The sequence below is a fragment of the Vibrio sp. DNB22_10_4 genome (assembly GCF_052879755.1).
Genome location: NZ_JBNNXW010000002.1, coordinates 591,205 through 607,574, shown reverse-complemented (window position 1 = coordinate 607,574; position 16,370 = coordinate 591,205). Strand labels below are relative to the sequence as shown.

Annotated in this window: 16 protein-coding genes; 14 read left to right on the top strand and 2 right to left on the bottom strand. The window is 48.4% G+C overall.

Annotation, left to right across the window (positions count from 1 at the left end; genetic code table 11):
* Positions 1-147: 147 nt before the first annotated feature.
* Both ACVA6Q_RS10770 and ACVA6Q_RS10765 read left to right on the top strand, forming a co-directional pair.
* On the top strand, positions 148-408 hold the full coding sequence (locus ACVA6Q_RS10770; protein WP_353497152.1) for an FAD assembly factor SdhE: 261 nt from the start codon (positions 148-150) through the stop codon (positions 406-408).
* A gap of 9 nt (positions 409-417) precedes the next feature.
* Positions 418-798 (top strand): hypothetical protein, encoded by a 381-nt coding sequence (locus ACVA6Q_RS10765; protein ID WP_446647473.1) that lies wholly within the window; start codon positions 418-420, stop codon positions 796-798.
* A 54-nt stretch (positions 799-852) separates the two neighbouring features.
* On the opposite strand, the gene nadB is transcribed toward ACVA6Q_RS10765, so the two are convergent.
* The gene (nadB, locus tag ACVA6Q_RS10760) at positions 853-2,454 is read right to left on the bottom strand and encodes an L-aspartate oxidase (RefSeq protein WP_353497150.1); all 1,602 of its coding nucleotides are present in this window, start codon (positions 2,452-2,454) and stop codon (positions 853-855) included.
* 372 nt (positions 2,455-2,826) lie between these two features.
* On the opposite strand from nadB, the gene rpoE reads away from it, so the two are divergent.
* The 11 genes from rpoE to acpS all read left to right on the top strand — a co-directional run bounded on the left by rpoE (position 2,827) and on the right by acpS (position 12,006).
* The gene (rpoE, locus tag ACVA6Q_RS10755; RefSeq protein ID WP_103882021.1) at positions 2,827-3,405 is read left to right on the top strand and encodes an RNA polymerase sigma factor RpoE; all 579 of its coding nucleotides are present in this window, start codon (positions 2,827-2,829) and stop codon (positions 3,403-3,405) included.
* Between the two features lie 14 nt (positions 3,406-3,419).
* Positions 3,420-4,046, top strand: coding sequence for an RseA family anti-sigma factor (locus tag ACVA6Q_RS10750; protein WP_446647472.1), 627 nt, complete (start codon positions 3,420-3,422; stop codon positions 4,044-4,046).
* A complete protein-coding gene (gene rseB / locus ACVA6Q_RS10745; RefSeq protein ID WP_353497148.1) occupies positions 4,043-5,023 on the top strand; it encodes a sigma-E factor regulatory protein RseB in 981 nt (326 codons plus the stop codon). Before ACVA6Q_RS10750 ends, rseB begins: the two co-directional genes overlap by 4 nt.
* Positions 5,020-5,490 (top strand): SoxR reducing system RseC family protein, encoded by a 471-nt coding sequence (locus ACVA6Q_RS10740; protein ID WP_353497147.1) that lies wholly within the window; start codon positions 5,020-5,022, stop codon positions 5,488-5,490. The genes rseB and ACVA6Q_RS10740 overlap by 4 nt, the downstream gene beginning before the upstream one ends.
* Before the next feature lie 112 nt (positions 5,491-5,602).
* Entirely contained in the window at positions 5,603-7,396 is a 1,794-nt protein-coding gene (gene lepA / locus ACVA6Q_RS10735; RefSeq protein WP_446647471.1) for a translation elongation factor 4, read from the top strand.
* A gap of 102 nt (positions 7,397-7,498) precedes the next feature.
* Positions 7,499-8,395, top strand: a complete 897-nt coding sequence (lepB, locus tag ACVA6Q_RS10730) for a signal peptidase I (protein ID WP_429759903.1) — start codon at positions 7,499-7,501, stop codon at positions 8,393-8,395.
* A gap of 10 nt (positions 8,396-8,405) precedes the next feature.
* Positions 8,406-9,083 (top strand): ribonuclease III, encoded by a 678-nt coding sequence (rnc, locus tag ACVA6Q_RS10725; protein WP_353497144.1) that lies wholly within the window; start codon positions 8,406-8,408, stop codon positions 9,081-9,083.
* On the top strand, positions 9,076-10,080 hold the full coding sequence (gene era, locus ACVA6Q_RS10720) for a GTPase Era (protein ID WP_353497143.1): 1,005 nt from the start codon (positions 9,076-9,078) through the stop codon (positions 10,078-10,080). The genes rnc and era overlap by 8 nt, the downstream gene beginning before the upstream one ends.
* 57 nt (positions 10,081-10,137) lie before the next feature.
* On the top strand, positions 10,138-10,836 hold the full coding sequence (gene recO / locus ACVA6Q_RS10715; RefSeq protein WP_446647470.1) for a DNA repair protein RecO: 699 nt from the start codon (positions 10,138-10,140) through the stop codon (positions 10,834-10,836).
* Between the two features lie 17 nt (positions 10,837-10,853).
* Positions 10,854-11,588 carry a pyridoxine 5'-phosphate synthase gene (pdxJ, locus tag ACVA6Q_RS10710; protein WP_446647469.1) on the top strand — a complete coding sequence of 245 codons (735 nt, stop codon included), beginning with the start codon at positions 10,854-10,856 and terminating at the stop codon, positions 11,586-11,588.
* A gap of 37 nt (positions 11,589-11,625) precedes the next feature.
* On the top strand, positions 11,626-12,006 hold the full coding sequence (gene acpS / locus ACVA6Q_RS10705; protein ID WP_353497140.1) for a holo-ACP synthase: 381 nt from the start codon (positions 11,626-11,628) through the stop codon (positions 12,004-12,006).
* A gap of 20 nt (positions 12,007-12,026) precedes the next feature.
* Here acpS and barA read toward each other — a convergent pair whose 3' ends face one another.
* Positions 12,027-14,840, bottom strand: coding sequence for a two-component sensor histidine kinase BarA (barA, locus tag ACVA6Q_RS10700; protein ID WP_446647468.1), 2,814 nt, complete (start codon positions 14,838-14,840; stop codon positions 12,027-12,029).
* Positions 14,841-15,036: 196 nt separating this feature from the next.
* Between barA and rlmD the strand changes: the two genes are divergently transcribed.
* Positions 15,037-16,350: a 23S rRNA (uracil(1939)-C(5))-methyltransferase RlmD gene (gene rlmD / locus ACVA6Q_RS10695; RefSeq protein WP_446647467.1), complete on the top strand. Its 1,314-nt coding sequence runs from the start codon at positions 15,037-15,039 to the stop codon at positions 16,348-16,350.
* Positions 16,351-16,370: the final 20 nt, after the last annotated feature.

Here is a 16,370-nt window from a genome sequence, read left to right as displayed (position 1 = left end):
TGGATAGTTCAATAAGCTTGGAAACCCAAATAGGGCTTGTTGCACGAAATCTTGTGAGCAAAGTTGAGTTTGTGTGATGCAGAGTGTGGTGGGGCATGCACTTGCTTGTTACACTCGCCCAATAATGAGTAGTAGATGGAGATTAGAATGTACTCTAGTGAAGAAAAAGCGCGCATCAAGTGGGCGTGTCGTAGAGGTATGTTGGAGCTCGACGTCGTGATTATGCCTTTCTTTGAGGAGTGCTTTGATACTCTCAATGACCAAGAGCAACATGACTTCGTATCGCTGCTGGAATGCGACGACCCGGATTTGTTCACCTGGGTGATGGGGCATGGGCGTAGCGAAAACCTAGGTCACGCGTCGATGGTCGACAAAATCGTGGCACACAACTTAAGTAAAGTTCGCTAATCGAATTATATGGGGCAGGCCGAGGTTCCTCATCTTGACCTGCACCTGTCTTCTTGTTCCCTTCCTTCGGTTATTGATAGCCTAGTCAAATTCTCGATTTGTTTCGCCGTTCTCTTTTCGCCTCTGCCTCTAGCGATCTTGCCATTGGTATGGGGTGTGGTTGTGTCGACGTCAATGATACGGCCTTGTGCCACTGGGCGTCTGCGCTTTAAAGACGATAAGTGGCACCTTAATGAAGAAAGGCTAAATAAGGCGCATTTTAATCTCGCCTTATCAGCATGGGTGATTGCCCTCTACGATGCTAAACACGGTTGGCGGCTTATTTGGCGTACAGCCACCACAGAGCGAAGTTACCGGCATTTAGCGGTAGTGGTAAAAGGGTGGCAATAAAAAAGCAGCCAGTGAGGTGGCTGCTTTCGGTTCTAACTTGATTAGGAGGATTAATTACGGCTCCAGAATCGTTGGACCACTGTTTTCTAGCATCTCAGGATAGTCGAGCGTGTAGTGCAGACCGCGGCTTTCTTTACGTTGCATGGCACAGCGAACCATCAGCTCAGCAACTTGCAGCAGGTTACGCAGTTCTAGCAGGTTGTTCGATACCTTGAAGTGGCTGTAGTATTCATGAGTTTCTTGTTGAAGTAACTGAATACGACGCAGTGCGCGCTCAAGTCGTTTATCAGTGCGTACAATGCCCATGTAATCCCACATAAACAGGCGCAGCTCGTGCCAGTTATGCTGAATGATGACCTCTTCATCAGAGCAGCTGACTTGGCTTTCATCCCAAGCTGGCAAGGTGTCTGGATGAGTTGCGCTGTCGAATTTTTCCATGATGTCTTTGGCCGCAGACCAAGCGTATACCACGCACTCAAGCAGTGAGTTTGACGCCATGCGGTTTGCCCCGTGAAGACCGGTGTAGCTCACCTCACCAATCGCATACAACTGCTCAAGATCCGTGCGACCCGACTTATTTACGATGACGCCACCACAGGTGTAGTGTGCCGCCGGAACAATTGGGATCGGCTCTTTGGTCATGTCGATGCCGAGATCTTGCAAGCGCATGTGAATGGTTGGGAAGTGCTTGATGATAAACTCTTCCGGCTTATGACTGATGTCGAGATACATGCAATCTGCACCTAGGCGTTTCATCTCGAAGTCTATAGCACGAGCAACCACATCACGCGGCGCTAGCTCTTCGCGTTCATCAAAGTCCGGCATAAAGCGGGTGCCATCAGGGCGTTTTAGGTAAGCCCCTTCGCCTCGCAGCGCTTCGGTTAGCAGGAAATTACGTGCGTCTGGATGGAATAAACACGTTGGGTGAAATTGGTTGAATTCTAGGTTAGCAACCCGGCAACCAGAGCGCCATGCCATTGCAATACCATCACCTGAAGAAACGTCTGGGTTTGAGGTGTACTGGTACACTTTTGATGCGCCGCCTGTTGCCAGCACGACAAACTTAGCGCGCACGGTTTCAACGTGTTCTTGGTTGCGGTTCCAAATATAGGCACCAACAACTTTGTCTTTGCTGCCACCCACTTTATCTTCCGTGATCAAATCAAGGGCGTTGTAGCGCTCAAAGATTTCGATGTTTGGGTGATTCTGCACGTTGTCTTGCAGCGTAGTCTGCATCGCCATTCCCGTTGCATCTGCTGCGTGCAGAATACGACGATGGCTGTGTCCGCCTTCACGCGTTAAGTGATAACGAGGTGCTTCGTCCTTTTCGGTTTCAACTTGGTCAAATGGAACACCGCCATCGATCAGCCATTGCACGCATTCTTTCGCGTTTTCTGCAATAAACTGCACCGTGTCTTCTTCACACAGGCCAGCTCCGGCAATATTGGTGTCATTAACGTGTGACTCGATGCTGTCGGCTTCGTCGAAAACTGCGGCAATACCGCCTTGAGCGTAATAGGTTGCCCCTTCACTCAACGGCCCTTTACTTAAAACAATAACCTTACCGCGCTCAGCAACTCGTAGCGCGAGAGAAAGACCAGCAGCGCCACTTCCTATAACTAAAACATCACAAAGATGTTCTCGGTTTGTGTTCATAATTCTATTAAAATCCTGACCTATGGTAGAGCTAGCAAACTCTACCCAGCTAAAAGTGCACGATAGGAAGCTGCGTAATGCAGCTGGCGAAGGGCACTTGCTAATTGGATTACCGCCATGTGGAACGGGTTGAAAAACTCGTTGTGTTGTGGCGTTAACTAATCCATTCTAGTGAGTTGAGCCCATTGTAGTGGACGCCAAATCACATTGTGAATGACAAATAACAAAAAAATCCAGAAAGTTTTGAACTTTCCCATTTGCATAGAGTCACAATAGTGCTCATGTTAGCGGTGGTGTCAAGACTACAATATGCATAATTAATACTCATATCTGAGAAGGTAAGGGTGAGAACGAATAGGAGTGAACGCTCGCATGAACGAGCAGCCGACCGATCAGGTGTTGATTGAGCGCGTTCAAAGTGGAGATAAACAAGCATTTAACCTGTTGGTTTTGCGCTATCAAAACAAGGTTTGCAATCTCATATCAAGATACGTGAGCAATTCGGGCGACGTAGCGGACATAGCCCAAGAAGCGTTTATTAAAGCGTATCGTGCGATCCCAACGTTTAGAGGTGAAAGCGCCTTCTATACTTGGTTGTATCGCATAGCAGTGAACACCGCAAAGAACCACATTGTTGCGCAGAGTCGCAGGCCACCGGCCAGCGATGTGGACGCAGAAGATGCCGAATTTTTTGAAACCGGTAACGCTTTGAAAGAAATTTCGAACCCTGAGAACTTAACGTTGTCGAATGAATTGAAGCGAACAGTTTTCGCTGCAATTGAAGCGTTACCAGAAGATTTGAAGACTGCAATGACCCTTCGTGAACTCGATGGTTTGAGTTACGAAGAGATTGCAGAAGTAATGGATTGCCCAGTAGGAACGGTACGTTCGCGTATCTTCCGTGCTCGTGAAGCGGTAGAGAAGAAGATTAAGCCTCTTCTTCAACGCTAAAACTAGTTACAACTATGGTGAATATAATGGCTGACAAACAGAAGCTTTCAGCATTCATGGACGGAGACCTGATCGACGACGCGCTAATCGAAGCGCTTGAGAATGATCAGGAGAGCAAACAAACCTGGCAAAACTACCACCTAATCGGTGATGTAATGCGTGGCGATGAGCCACAGAGCTTGGATTGGAATATTGCTGAGAGCGTCGCACTGGCACTCGATGATGAGCCAGCACATCAAGCGGTAAGTAAAGAGACAGTGATGCCGATTGAGGCACAACCTACACCGTCGCAAGCGAAACGTCAGCTACCTGCATGGTTAACTCAGTTTGGCCAAGTGGGCATTGCAGCGTGTGTATCGCTCGCCGTTATTTTAGGTGTGCAGCAGTTCTCTGGACAAGATGCAACGCAACCTGAAATTGAGCAGCTACCTGTTTTGCAAACTATCCCATTTGCGGGTAGTGCAGAGCCGGTAAGTTTGACTCGTGATTCAGTCGCGAGAACTAACCAGAATGAAAGCACTAACGTGCAAGAGCAGCGTCGCCGCATTAATGCTCTGCTTCAAGACTATGAGCTACAGCTGCGCTTAAACAGTGACGATCATTCGTCTCTGACTACGGATACAGAATCGGTAATTGAATGAAAAAACTTCTGACCAGTTCGTTATTGCTGTTCAGTTTGTTTGCTAACTCGGCCTTTGCAGAAGAGCAGTCTTCTGTAGAGGCTTTATTGCATCAAATGAATGACGCCAGTCAGCAATTGAACTACGAACTGTCCTATATCCTGATCAAAAAGAACAGTATTGAGCCTTTGTTGTATCGACATGCGAGGCATGAAGAGCAGCAATTGGCGCATTTGGTTTACTTGAGTGGCCCGGTTCGCGAGGTTATCCGCCGTGGCAACGAAGTCAGCTACATCGAGCCCGGCGCTGATCCATTTACAATAGAGTCGGGCAAGATGGTGGCACCTTTGATGCCCCTGCTTAACAGTGACATCAAAAAACTGAGCCAATATTACGACTATGTTCGCGTTGGCCGTGCCAGAGAAGCTGGAGCGGCGGCACAAGTATTTCGTGTGGTACCAAAAGACGGCCTGCGTTACTCCTATGTATTGTGGGTGGACGAAAAAAGTAAGCTTCCATTGCGCGCTGATCTTCTCGACCGAGATGGTGAGATTCTCGAACAGTATCGTGTGATTTCATACTCCATCAACGATCACATAGCGACCATGCTTAGCTCACTTGATGAAGTCCAGCTTCCAGCGGTATTGTCACTGCCAAAAGGCAATATTGAACAAACCTTCTGGCAAGTTGGTTGGGTACCAAGTGGCTTTACTCCAAAAGATCTTAATCGTTATCGCATGATCGCTACTGAAGATGTGGTGGAGAGTCAAATGTACACCGATGGCTTATTTAGCTTCTCTGTGTATGTCTCAGATCGAGACAGTAACTCGATGAAAGGCCAGTTAATTCGCCAAGGACGCCGCACAGTGCACAGCATTGTCACTGGAGACATGCAGGTCTCTGTGGTTGGCGACATTCCTCCTGCCACCGCGCAGCGTATCGCACAATCTGTTAAACTGAACAAAGTACAGCAAGCAGATGAAGGCGTAACCCCATGATGACCGCTCTTGCAACGGTGACCTCGGTTAAAAGCCGTGGTCATCGTTACCAAGTTAAATTGAGCTGCGACCAACAAACCAGTTGCAGCTCTTGCCAATCAAAAAACAGTTGTGGAACCGGTATAGTCACTAAAGCGGTCGGTAACAAGCAACTGAGCTGGCATCTACTGACCTCCAAAACCGTCAACCCTGGCGATGTTGTTGAAATTGCGTTTCCAGAGAAAAGTCTGCTGCAATCGGCGGCATTGATCTATTTATTGCCGCTGCTTTTTCTATTTTTAGGCGCGATGGCTGGCCAGTTATGGCTGGCGCCACTGCTTGGCGGTAGTGAGCTGGTGGTGATTGGTTTTTCAGCAGTTTCTGCTTACCTTGGTTTCCGACTCGCGAAAAAATGGGTGTCACCAATGGAAGCTGCATCGCATCAACAGGTTGAATTGGTGCGGGTGCTCGGGCAGTCCATTGCCTAAATAAGGTGCGAACCGCAACGAAATTGGGTAGAATCTGCCAACTTAATTGAAATGCGTGTTTTTTCCGCTATTTCATTCCCTAATTGTTAAAGAGTTTAGCTACACCAAATCTATGAAGCACATTCGTAACTTTTCTATTATCGCCCACATTGACCACGGTAAGTCGACGCTGTCTGACCGTTTGATCCAAGTTTGCGGCGGCTTAAGCGACCGTGAAATGGCGGCACAGGTTCTCGATTCTATGGATCTAGAGCGCGAGCGCGGTATCACTATTAAAGCTCAGAGTGTTACTCTGGATTACACGGCGAAAGATGGGGAAACCTATCAGCTAAACTTTATCGATACTCCAGGACACGTTGACTTCTCGTACGAAGTATCACGTTCATTGGCGGCTTGTGAAGGTGCGCTACTGGTGGTTGATGCGGGTCAGGGTGTGGAAGCTCAGACACTGGCAAACTGCTACACGGCGATTGAAATGGAACTTGAAGTGGTTCCAGTTCTTAACAAGATCGACCTTCCAGCAGCAGAGCCAGAGCGCGTTGCTGAAGAGATCGAAGAGATCGTCGGTATCGACGCGATGGAAGCGGTTCGCTGTTCTGCGAAGACCGGCCTGGGTGTTGACGACGTTCTTGAAGAGATCGTAAAAGCGATCCCAGCGCCAGAAGGCAACCCAGAAGATCCACTGCAGGCGCTTATCATTGACTCTTGGTTCGATAACTACTTAGGTGTTGTTTCTTTGGTTCGTATTAAAAACGGCAAACTGAAGAAGAATGACAAGATCAAAGTGATGAGCACTGGGCAAGTTTGGGGTGTAGATCGTTTAGGTATTTTCACACCAAAGCAGATTGACACGACAGAGCTTAACACTGGTGAAGTTGGCTGGGTTGTATGTGGTATCAAAGACATCCTTGGCGCGCCAGTAGGTGATACACTGACCACGGCTAAGAATGGCTGTGAAGTTGCACTACCAGGCTTCCAAAAAGTAAAACCTCAGGTATACGCGGGTCTATTCCCTGTATCGTCTGATGATTACGAAAACTTCCGTGATGCACTAGGCAAACTTAGCCTAAACGATGCGTCATTGTTCTATGAGCCAGAGAGTTCAGCTGCACTTGGTTTCGGTTTCCGTTGTGGCTTCTTGGGTATGCTTCACATGGAGATCATCCAAGAGCGTTTAGAGCGTGAATACGACCTAGACCTGATTACGACAGCGCCGACGGTAGTTTACGAAGTAGAGAAAACTGACGGTTCACTTCACTATGTTGATAGCCCAGCGAAACTGCCGGCAATCAACGATATCGAAGAAATCCGTGAGCCAATTGCGCGTTGTAATATCCTGGTACCATCAGATTACCTAGGTAACGTTATTACGCTTTGTGTTGAAAAACGTGGCTCTCAGGTAGATATGGTTTATCACGGTAATCAAGTTGCTGTGACTTACGATATCCCGATGGCAGAAGTCGTACTCGACTTCTTCGACCGTCTGAAGTCGACGTCTCGTGGTTATGCATCACTGGACTACAACTTCCAACGCTTTGAAGCATCTAACATGGTTCGTGTGGACGTACTGCTTAACGGCGATACGGTGGACGCATTGGCCATCATTACTCACAAAGATCAATCTCAGACTCGTGGTCGCCAATTGGTTGAGAAGATGAAAGAGTTCATCCCTCGTCAGATGTTCGATATTGCGATTCAGGCTGCGATCGGTAACCACATCATTGCGCGTTCTACTGTGAAACAGTTACGTAAAAACGTAATCGCGAAATGTTACGGTGGTGACGTGAGCCGTAAGAAGAAACTGTTGAAGAAACAGAAAGAAGGTAAGAAGCGTATGAAGCAGATCGGTAACGTCGAGCTGCCTCAAGAAGCGTTCCTTGCGATTCTACACGTAGGCAAAGACTAATCCTTTTGCCTGACGTGGCGACATAATACAGCAGAAGTGAAAGTGCTCAGTGAGTGCTTTCACTTTCGTTATTTTTAAAGATACGAAAATTAAGGGAATTGAATGGCTAATACCTTCTCATTGATCCTCGTCATCGTGACGTTAGTGACTGGTGTTGTTTGGGTTTTGGATAAGCTCGTATTGAGAAAGCAGCGTCAGCAGAAGCTGGCGGGTATCCAAGCGCAAGCAAATCAAATTGATGAAGAGACAGCAAACAAAGCGGTCGCTCCATCTTGGTTTGTTGAGAATAGTGTTTCAATTTTCCCTGTAATTGCCTTTGTTTTGGTGCTGCGTTCGTTCATCTACGAACCGTTCCAAATCCCATCAGGCTCAATGATGCCAACACTACTGGTTGGTGATTTCATCCTAGTTGAGAAGTATGCCTATGGACTAAAAGATCCAGTATGGCGAACTCAGTTGGTTGAAACTGGCAAACCTGAGCGAGGCGATGTTGTCGTATTTAAGTACCCACCGCAGCCAAACATTGACTACATTAAGCGTGTGGTTGGCCTGCCGGGTGATACGGTTCGTTACAGCGCTCGCAAGGATATCTGTATTCAGCGTCCTGGTGAGTCAAGCTGTAAGCCGGTTAAGCTGTCTAATGTCCAAGACAGTCCGTTTATCCAAAATGGTATCCCGCTTATCCAAATGGATGAAAAGCTGGGTGAAGTCGGTCACCAAGTACTGGTGAATCCACTGCGTCGCGACCGTGTTGATCAATATCAGCCTCGCAACGGCGTGAACGAATGGGTTGTGCCAGAAGGTCAGTACTTTGTGATGGGTGATAACCGCGACAATAGTGCCGACAGTCGTTACTGGGGCTTTGTGCCAGAAGGCAACCTAGTAGGCAAAGCCGTGGGCATTTGGATTAGCTTCGAATTTGAACGTGGTGCAGATAGCATTCTGCCTACATGGATCCCAACTGGTGTCAGATTTAATCGCATCGGTGGAATAGACTGAACGAGAGAGCATGAATTCTCCTATTAAACTTTTAGAAAAAAAGCTCGGCTATCAGTTCAATGATAGCGAGCTGCTGATGCTGGCGCTGACTCACCGCAGCGCCCACGGCAACCATAACGAACGACTAGAATTTCTGGGCGATTCAATTTTAAGTTTTGTCATTGCTGACGATCTTTACCATCGTTTTCCTAAGGTAAACGAAGGGGACATGAGTCGAATGCGTGCCACCTTGGTTAGAGGTAACACTCTGGCTGAGCTAGGGCGTGAATTCGTCTTGGGAGATTACTTAAAATTAGGTCCAGGCGAGCTGAAAAGTGGCGGATTCCGTCGTGACTCCATCTTGGCTGATGCTGTTGAAGCGATCATTGGTGCAATTTATCTTGATAGCGATGTCGAGATGGTTCGCGGTATTGTATTGAGCTGGTATCAGTCGCGCCTTGAAGCGATCCAGCCCGGTGTGTCGCAAAAAGATCCGAAAACTCGCCTACAAGAGTTTCTACAAGGTCGAAGAAAACCACTCCCTGTCTATACAGTGACTAATATTAAAGGGGAAGCGCATAACCAAGAGTTTACCGTTTCCTGTGAAATAGCAGGTGTGGATAAGCCTGTTATCGGCAAAGGCACCAGCCGCCGCAAGGCAGAACAAGCGGCTGCGGAACTGGCTCTAGAGAAACTGACCAATGTCTGATAAACCAAACTCTGATCAAGAATTCGATCTCGATGCGTACTTCGCTTCGTCAAGTGAGTCAACGAGCTCTGAAACTCAAGAAAGCACAGGTGATCAACACTGTGGTTTTATCGCTATCGTGGGTCGCCCTAACGTGGGTAAGTCGACGCTGCTAAACCGCATCTTAGGACAGAAAATCTCGATCACCTCACGTAAACCGCAGACAACGCGTCACCGCATCATGGGTGTGGACACCGAAGGTGACTACCAAGCGATTTATGTGGACACTCCGGGTCTGCACATTGAAGAGAAGCGCGCGATCAACCGTCTAATGAACCGTGCGGCAAACAGCTCTTTAAGTGATGTGAACTTGGTGCTATTCCTTGTTGATGGCACGCAGTGGACTGACGATGATGAGATGGTGCTGAACAAGCTGCGTAAATCAAATTTCCCGGTTATCTTATGTATCAACAAAGTAGACAACGTCAAAGATCGCAACGACGTAATGCTGCACATGCAAGAGATGACCAAGAAAATGGAATTTGTTGATGTAGTGCCGATTTCGGCTAAGCACGGCAAAAACATTGACGTGATTCGTCAACACGTTCGCAACCACCTTCCTGAAGCGGTTCACCACTTCCCTGAAGAGTACGTGACTGACCGTTCTCAACGTTTCATGGCGTCTGAAATTCTGCGTGAAAAGCTGATGCGATTCACGGGTGACGAGCTCCCTTACTCGGTGACGGTTGAGGTTGAACGCTTTGATTACAACCCTGATACGGATGGTTTCCACATCAATGCGCTGATTCTTGTTGAGCGTAGTGGCCAGAAGAAGATGGTGATCGGTAAGGGTGGCGAGAAAATCAAAACTATCGGCCGTGAAGCTCGTCTTGATATGGAAGAGCTGTTCGATCGTAAAGTGTATCTAGAGACCTGGGTAAAAGTGAAATCAGGTTGGGCTGATGATGAACGTGCGCTGCGCTCTCTTGGCTACATCGACGATATCGAAAATAAATAATACCGTAGATCAGAGTGGCACCAGCCGCTCTGATCCCTTTTAGACAGAATATGACCTATGGATGGATTGCAACGCTGCTTTGTTTTGCATCGAAGACCTTACAGTGAATCGAGCTTAATACTCGATGTATTTAGTGAGGAATATGGTCGCGTCACGCTGCTTTCCAAAGGCGCTCGAAGTAAGCGCTCGAACCTCAAAGGCGCTCTACAGCCTTTTACCCCATTACTGTTAAAGTGGTCTGGCAATGGCTCAATGAAGACATTGAGGCAAGCGGAAGCCATCAGTCTTGGTCTGCCGTTAACCGGTGTGAACCTCTATTCTGCCATGTACGTGAATGAGCTGATTGCTCGCGTGTTGGCAAGTGAGATCCCGTTTCCTGAATTATTTCACGACTATCTTCAAGCTTTAACAGAGCTCGCCCACAATACCAATCCTGAACCTGCCTTGCGGCGTTTTGAACTCGCTCTCCTTTCTGCAATGGGATACGGTGTAGACTTCTTGCACTGTGCTGGTACCGGCGAACCTATAGATCCGACAATGACTTATCGTTATCGGGAGCAGAAGGGATTCATTGCCAGTGTGCGGAGAGACAACCTGACCTTTTTAGGTGAAGAGCTCATCGCCATTAGTGAGCGACGTTTCCTGAGTAAAACACAGTTACAAGCGGCAAAACGCTTTACACGCATAGCATTAAAGCCGTATCTTGGCGGAAAACCATTAAAAAGCAGGGAGCTGTTTCGAGTGAAGCAGTCCTGATCATGGAGTAATCATCGATGAGTTCTATCCTTTTAGGTATCAATATTGACCATATCGCGACCCTACGTAATGCTCGCGGTACTAAGTATCCAGACCCAGTACACGCAGCAGAAATTGCTGAGCGTGCCGGTGCCGACGGCATCACGATTCACCTTCGTGAAGACCGCCGCCACATTCTAGACCGCGACGTGCGCATCTTGCGTGAAACGCTTCAAACTCGTATGAACCTAGAAATGGCAGTTACCGATGAGATGATCGACATCGCGTTAAAAACGAAGCCTGAATTCGTGTGTTTGGTACCAGAGAAGCGTGAAGAGCTGACGACTGAAGGTGGGCTAGACGTTAAAGGTCAGCTTGAGAAGATCAAGGCAGCGACAGAGAAGCTTACGGCAGCTGGTATTAAAGTGTCTCTGTTTATCGATGCTGATCGCGAGCAGATCGATGCATCTAAAGCGGCAGGCGCGCCATTTATCGAACTTCACACCGGTCACTATGCGGATGCAGAAACCGAAGAAGATCAACAAGACGAACTGAAGAAAATCGCAGCTGGTGCAAGCTACGCGGCTGACATCGGTATCACGGTTAACGCGGGTCACGGTCTGACTTACCACAACGTTGGTCCTATCGCGGCATTGCCAGAGATCTACGAGTTGAACATTGGTCACTCAATTATTGGCCGCGCTGTGTTTGATGGTCTTCATAAAGCCGTTGCCGACATGAAAGCGGTCATGGAAGCGGCGCGCCACGGTTAATCCGCGCGCGGTAAATAACGAGTAGAGGCGATATTGAGTGGCAATCTTAGGGCTTGGAACAGACATTGCGGAAATCGAGCGTGTAGAAAAGGCGTTATCACGAACGGGTGAGGCGTTTGCTAAGCGTATCTTGACTGACAATGAACTGATTCAGTTCCAAAATCTAAAGCAACAAGGGCGCTTTCTAGCGAAGCGCTTTGCTGTCAAAGAAGCCGCCTCTAAGGCGCTCGGTACCGGTATTGCCCATGGGGTGACATTTCACGACTTTGAAGTGTCCAACGATGAGCACGGCAAGCCCATCCTAACGCTCAATAAAAAAGCCGCACAGATTGCGGCTTCTATGGGGGTGGTCTCTAACCACCTCTCTATTTCTGATGAGCGACACTACGCTGTTGCAACGGTTATATTAGAAAGCTAGAACGATCTAGGCGTTGGAATCTAAGATCCCGACTCTTCTTTTCCCTTCAGATATAACTCAGAGCTTTTCAACACCTTCTCCATCTCATCTTGCAGTTCAAACAGTTCAGGCTCAATGTCTTCCAGACTGTCCCCTGCACGCAGGGCTTTCTCTATCGTCGCACAGATGGATTTGAGTCGTGGTACACCGCAGTATGAGCAGCTGCCATGCAGCTTATGGATTAGGTGGATAACTTGCTCCACGTCGTCAAAGCCATTGTCGAGTATGTTGTCGGCAAGCTCACCCACCTCAGGGATAAAGTCGACCAACATTTGTAGCATATCGATGGCGAGGTCTTCTTTATTGGCTGCTTGTTTAAGCGCTGCATTCCAGTCAATGACTTGTGATGTTGGCTTTTCCACCACGATAGGTGTGGCTTCAGCCGCAGCGCTAACATCGGTAGGGGCGACAAAGTCTAAGCAGGCTTCCGGCTCTGCTGGGCGCACAGGCACCCATTTGTTGAGTACCTGAAGTAGCATGGTTTCATCAATCGGCTTGGTGAGATAGTCGTCCATGCCTTCTGAAAGTAGGCGGTCACGTTCACCACTCATTGCGTGAGCCGTTACCGCAACCACAGGTGTGGCTGCGTTTTGCTGAGTCTCTTTAATGAGCTTACAAGCCGTCACGCCATCCATTTGCGGCATCTGAATGTCCATGAACACGATATCAAAGTGCTGTTCTTGCGCTTTTTGTACTGCAGCCTGACCTCGCGTGCAAGACACCACGGTTTCGACGCGCTCAGAGAGCAGCGCAGTGATAAGCTTAAGGTTTGCTGGGTTATCGTCCACAGCCATGACGTTGAGGCTGCGTTTTTCTGTTGAAATCACCTCGACCGCAGGCGCTAGCTGAGCAGGCTGTTTATCGACTAACGATTGCAGCAGCTTTTTGCGTGACAGGGGTTTAGTCAAACATTGCACTTGGTGCGTTTGCATCAGGTAATCTGACAGTGCCAACTGGGTGCTAGCCGTACCTATGATGATGTTTGACGTCGATTGTTTGCAGCGTGCGATCCACTCTTCAATGACTGCGAGCGGCACTTCTTCGTTGGTCGGTAAGCAAACAATAATGTAATCGAACGACTCGACACGCTCTGGCAATGTAGAGCGGTAGGTGACCATCACGCCTTCGTTGGTGAGTGTTTGTTGCAGCACCGACGCTGCTTGCATGTTCGGCTCTACCAGCAGTAGTCGCTTGTTATGGATAACTGCAGGGTCGATAGGGTCGAGCATTGGAATGTCGGTTGAGCTGAGTTTCACGGTAAACCAGAATGTCGAGCCTTGGTGCAGGCGACTGGTGAGGCTAATATCACCGCCCATTTGACCAACTAATTTCTGGGTAATAACCAGACCAAGACCGGTACCGCCATAACGTCTTGAGATACTTGCATCGGCTTGACTAAACGCTTGGAACAGCTGCGCTTGCTGGCGTTCGGAGATGCCGATACCGGTATCGCGAACCATAAATTGCAGCTCGACACGATCTTCTTTGCTGCTTTTTAGCTCCACCGAAATGTCGATATTGCCGCGCTCGGTAAACTTAATCGAGTTGCCAACTAGGTTAGTTAAGATCTGTTGAATACGCAGCGGGTCGCCGACCAGGCCGCTTGGGATTTTCGGATCCACTTTCAACGTCAGCTCAAGGCCTTTTTCGTGGGCGCTGGTGGCTTGCAGAGCCACCACTTCATCTAAGCTGTCTTGGAACTCAAATGGGATGTTTTCTAGCGCCAGTTTACCCGCTTCAAGCTTCGAGAAGTCGAGAATATCGTTGATGATGTTGAGCAGGTTGTTGGCCGATTTTTCGATAGTCTGTAGGTAATCAGTCTGGCTGTTGGTGAGTTGAGTTTTTAGCATCTGACGGGTAAAGCCAATCACGCCGTTAAGCGGTGTACGTAGCTCGTGAGACATGTTGGCCAAGAACTCAGATTTCACTCGAGCAGCTTCTTGAGCGCGCTTTTTAGCGATGTCGAGTTCCACGTTCTGGATTTCCAGCTGCTCAAGCGTCTCACGAAGGTCTGAGGTGGCTTGGTCGATACTGTGCTGCATCTCCACGTGGTATTCAGACAGTGATACTGCCATGGCGTTGATACCATTTTTTAGAGAGTCGAGTTCGCCGTGCATTTTGCCTTCAATACGCACATCTAGATGACCTCGGCGGATGCGATCCACCATGTTTTTCATGTGTGAGATAGGGCGAGTGACGTCATACATCAAACGATAGGCAAAGATGCCGGACAGAATAAGCCCTAGCACCAAAACCAAGATGGCTGAGAAGACCTCCTGATACTGCTGCAATCGCAGCGAGGATAGGTCAAGCTCAATCGCCACGTAGCCAAGCATTTGACTGGTGGGGGTTAGCTCTCGGGCATCGGTCGCGAGCTGACTCTCTGCAATCACAGGGGCTCTGAGAATTAAGGTGTTGTCGCCAAACTCAGAGGAGCTAAGAAACGGGATGGGTTTGTCCTTGGGAAACGTCAGCGTGTCGAAATTTGGATGAAAGTTGGAGGTAACAAACAGCTCATGAGAAGCGTCGAAGACGGCGATACTGCGGACAAACTTGGAGTTTTTACGGTGCGCGTAACTAATCAGGCGTCTGACCGACTCTCGGTTTTGATTCACAAGCCCCTGCTCACTGGCAATCGCTAGCGGTTCAATAATACTTGAACCAGCATTAAGTACCTGTGACTCTAGGTCGTGATAACGGTTATATGAGAAAAAGGCACTAAGAAGAAGACCGATGATAAGGGTCGGTGCCAAGGTTAATGTGATTACGCGAGCGCGAAGGCCGTATCTGGTCATGTTAATTCGACATCATTATTTACCAACAGAGTGTCATCTGATGGGGGGATATGGGACAATACCCAGTATTGCATCCTCAAGATGACGTAAGCTTAATCAAAGCAGCGCTGTTCGACAATCATTCAGACCCAGAATAGTGAAACTCTAACAATATTTTATAGGCGCAAAGCATTAATGCTTTGCCTTGGAATTGGTCATGGCACGTTTTTTCAAACCAACAAAGAAAACCTCTTTCTCCAAAAAGCACCAAGAAGTGCAAATTGAACGCATGGATCACCACGGTGCCGGTATCGGCTACCTCAACAACAAACCAGTGTTTGTTGAGGGCGCGCTTGCGGATGAGAAGGTGTTGGTGCAGCTGACCGAAAGCAAAGCCAAATTTGCTAAAGCGAATCTCATCAAAATACTCAAGCCCGCTGAGCAGCGTGTTGAACCATTTTGCCCGCACTACAATGAGTGTGGTGGTTGTAATCAACAGCACGTAGAGCGCGAAGCACAAATTACCAACAAAGAGCGCGTATTGTCGCAGTTGATGACAAAGTTTGCCGGCCAAACGCTGGATTTATCCCCATCCATTACTGGCGAAGGGCTGGGTTATCGCCGCCGAGCAAGGCTTAGTATCCACCTCGAGAAGCAGCGCGGTCTAGTGATGGGCTTTCGCCGTAAGCAGAGCAATCAGATTGTCGATGTCGACCATTGCCCTGTGCTTGATGACAAGCTCAATGCTTTGATCCCTCAGCTACGTAGTATTTTTGCTGACTTCAAGCAGCCAGCGACTTTGGGACACCTTGAACTTGTGCTTGGTGACGCTGAGCCGGTTGCGGTAATTCGTCATACCAAGCCTTTGACTGGTAAAGACCAAGCGCGTTTGAAAGCATTTGCAGAGCAAGCCGGCGTGACGCTCTACTTTATGCCAGAAGCAAATCAGCTCGATAGAGTCGTTGGCGAGCAGCCATTTTATAACGAAGTTGGCGTGAAGCTGCCATTTTTGCCATCGCACTTTATTCAAGTTAACCAAGCGATCAATGCGCGTATGGTGGCTCAAGCGCTTGAATGGCTAGCACCAGAGTCAACCGAACGCGTACTAGACCTGTTCTGTGGCCTCGGCAATTTTACCTTGCCGCTTGCTAAGCAAAGCGCCCATGTGGTTGGTGTTGAAGGGGTACAAGACATGGTCGATTGGGCGGCGGACAACGCGAAACTTAATGGCCTTTCGAATGTCGAATTTTATCAGGCGAATTTGGAACAAGAGCTGTCGCAGCAGCCTTGGGCATCCCAGCAGTTTGATAAGATTTTGTTAGACCCAGCGAGAGCGGGTGCGAGCGGTGTGGTAGACCAAGTTTCCGCATTAGGTGCGACACGTGTCCTTTATGTTTCTTGCAATCCTGCTACCCTTGCGAGAGACAGTCAGAGCCTACTCGAACAAGGCTATACATTGACTCGTTTGGGTATGATGGATATGTTCCCTCATACCAGTCATCTTGAGTCGATGGCGTTGTTTGAAAAATAATGCAGATGTCATAGTAATAA